The 3,374-nt window shown below is 44.7% G+C and carries 2 protein-coding genes; both read left to right on the top strand.

Annotated elements, in window-relative coordinates:
* Positions 1-73 precede the first annotated feature (73 nt).
* Positions 74-1,936, top strand: a complete 1,863-nt coding sequence (locus AC1DUA_RS35665; RefSeq protein ID WP_477504241.1) for a CehA/McbA family metallohydrolase — start codon at positions 74-76, stop codon at positions 1,934-1,936.
* 76 nt (positions 1,937-2,012) lie between these two features.
* A partial coding sequence (locus tag AC1DUA_RS35670; RefSeq protein WP_477504242.1) for an Ig-like domain-containing protein occupies positions 2,013-3,374 on the top strand: 1,362 nt, incomplete at its 3' end.

The raw sequence follows: 3,374 nt of genomic DNA on the forward strand, positions 1-3,374 counted from the left end.
TATGTAGGATTTGCAATATGTAGGATTTGCAATCCCAGTTACAGCTACAGTCAAGTATGCAGACTCTGTCTTTTTGAATTACAAGGGAGTCGGAGATACGGGATTCACCCAAGTAAAAATGGATTCGACGGATAATCTCAGCTATAACGCGAAGATTCCAGTTCAATCAACAGTAGGAGATATCTACTACTATATTGAAGCACAGGGCGCAGATGACCCTGTTTACTTTGCAAGTGCTGCAGCTCCGCAAAAGCTCAGTGCCGTAGTGAAAACGGTTGGACCGGATTTCTTTAATGAATCTCCTGCATTCGGGGAGAGTGTCCAAACTTCGCACCCTGCAATCACGGTTTCGATGAACGATGTAGTAGGGGTCGATCCGAATTCACTTGGGATTACAATCGACAATAAAGATTTTAGCCCAAAAGTTAGCCCATCTATTAGTGAAATCAAGTTAGTCCTGACATCCGATGATGATTTAAGTGTTGGCGAGCATACGGTGACGGTCAGTGCGAAAGATATTAATGGTCTTCCTTCTACCTATTCTTGGAAGTTTACAGTTGCTGAGAAATTCACAGGCGGAAACCACTATTACGGCACAACGCATAACCACACGGAAATTTCACACGATGCCACTGGAACTCCAGAACAAGCTTTGCAAGCGGCATTAAAGCACGGGTATGATTATTTTGCTTTCTCTGATCACTCTCATGATATTGATTCCAGCTTGGTCAATACGGATACCGTTGATCATAATGGCATGAAGGAGCGTACAGGCGGCTCCAATTGGGCTTTGACCAAAAAATTGGCCGCTGACTACACGAAAAACGATCAATTTGTCGTATTCCCAGCGTTTGAAATGACCTCTACGACTTGGGGTCACTCCAATGTGTTCGGAACTTCTAACTTTATTGACAGAATGATGGAAGGCGGGGAGTACCAAAAACTGCAAAATTACTACGGCTGGGTATTAACTTACGATAACATCGTAGCTCAGTTTAATCACCCGGACATGTCTGCCAATGCATTCGATAACTTTATTCCTTACGATAAAAACGTAGACAAGCTCTTTACGATGCTTGAGGTTGGTAACGGATCGGGTAAATACTCATATGCAAATGCAGAAAACAAGTTCTACAGTGCGCTTGATTTAGGGTGGCATGTATCTCCGACGTATGGAGAAGATAATCACGATGCAACTTGGGGACAGACCAAGAAGCGTACCGTTATCGTTTCTAAAGATCTAAGTCAGGATTCTTTACTCGATGCTATGAAGAATATGCGCGTATATTTTACGGAAGATCAGAACTATAAATTGGACGTTCAGTCAAACGGATTTTATATGGGGTCTACAGTAGATACCAAAAATCTTGCGTTCAATATTACGGGCAGCGAAACAGAGTATGCTCCGACAGATCCGAAGTATAATCAACCCGTAAATCCAAACGTAGCCAAAGTTGAATTGGTAACGAATGGCGGTAAGGTTGTTGAAACTTACACCCCTACCGGAACATCCCCTTCATTTAATTGGCAACCGAAATTTACCGTTGTAGGCGGACAACAGTGGTTTGTAGTAAAAGTTACGCTGAAAGATGGAGACCGCGTTTACTCTTCACCAATCTGGTCGCCAGTTGAGCCGGTAGCGGTTAAAGTTTCGAACGTCAATGTGGACGGCGGTGCTTTAGTTGGTGGCGTTGCGGCTAGTTTGAAAGCAGGAATTAGCAATCAAGGAACAGTAAATGTGAATGATCTGACGGTTCACTTCTACTATGATTCCGTGGATAGCAATCATTTCATTGGCGATGCTTCGATTCCTGCGCTGCCAGCGAATGCTTCTAGCACAGCTTCTGTGATGTGGCAAAATCCTGAACCAGGCAATCACAAGATAATTGTGAAGCTGGAATCAGCCAGCGTCATCAAGTATCCTTGTCAACAATGATGGCGTATTTGATGAAACGAAAGAAGGTAACTTCTGGAGTACGCCACTGACTTCAAACTTCTCGGTCAAACTTCATATGCAGCCAGTTAAAAACAAGTTAACTGACTTTATCCCTCTATTGGATTTCTATAGCGGTTCGAGTCTTGCTAAAAATGACGGCAGCGGCAATAAGATTCCGCTTACCGATAGTAGTACGGTTACGATTCTTGCAAAAGGGAATGAATCCACATTCCAGGATTCTCCACAGATGAAGGCTGATTCCGTTAGCTACAACGTACAAACGTCCAACGGGAAAAATGGCCCAGCTCTGGAAAATGTAACAGGGGGATCAGTAATTCCGCTTGTAGCTACGGAGGAAGTAGGGAACGGCAGAATCTTTGTTGCCGGGATGAACGTTTTTAACGACAAGCAAATGACTCAAAATGATGGTCCAACGAACAACAGCCCGTTGGCTGTAAACGTTGTGAACTGGTTAGCTCACTTTGAACCGAAGTCTTACAGTATTAGTGACGCACGTAATTTGCCGGAAGGCACGGATGTTGTCGTTCAAGGTCAAATTACGACGGCAGCAGGGGTGTTTTTTGACGCGGTGTACGTGCAAGATGATACTGGCGGTATCATGGCGTTTAACAGCATACCTGAAGGCTCGCCATTATACCAAGGTGATGTTGTTCGGATTTACGGTCATATTAAAGTATTTGAAAATAACTTAGAGCTTGAGTTTGATCAGTATGATAATAGCATTGTGAAGATCAGCTCAGGTACACCTGTATCACCGAAGTTGGTTAGTACGAAGGATTCCGTTTCTGAGGATTATCAGGGTCAACTGGTTAAAGTTGTTGGTCAGGTCAAATCGATCCCGGATAGTAACTCGTATGTTATTGACGATGGATCGGGACCGGTACTTATTTTCGCAGATGGTTTCATGATTAACAAAACAGGGCCGATACCGAAACTTGCCGTCGGTGATACGTTATCCGCTGTGGGACTCTCAGGCAAATTTGCTGAAGGTGATCGAATCCGTGTTCGCGACACGAAAGAGTTGTCGGGAATATCAGCGGCACCTGTAAAAGTAACTGGTGTTTCCGTGGATACGAATACGGTTGCTCTCACAATAGGAGGCACGCAAACGCTGGCAGCAACAATTACTCCAGCAGATGCGACGAACAAAGCGGTAACCTGGACATCGGATAAGCCAGAAGTAGCAACCGTAGATCGTGCGACGGGTAAGGTGACGGCAGTTACAGCTGGAACGGCTACGATTACGGTAACGACCGAAGATGGTGGGTTTACAACAACAAGTGTTGTAACTGTGAGTGAACCGTCAAGTGGTGTCGTTAAGGTAACAGGCGTTTCCGTAGATACAAATACGGTTGCTCTCACAGTAGGAGGCACGCAAACGCTGGCAGCAACAATTACTCCAGCAGATGCGACGAAC

This window comes from Paenibacillus sp. 01T422, from assembly GCF_056398785.1.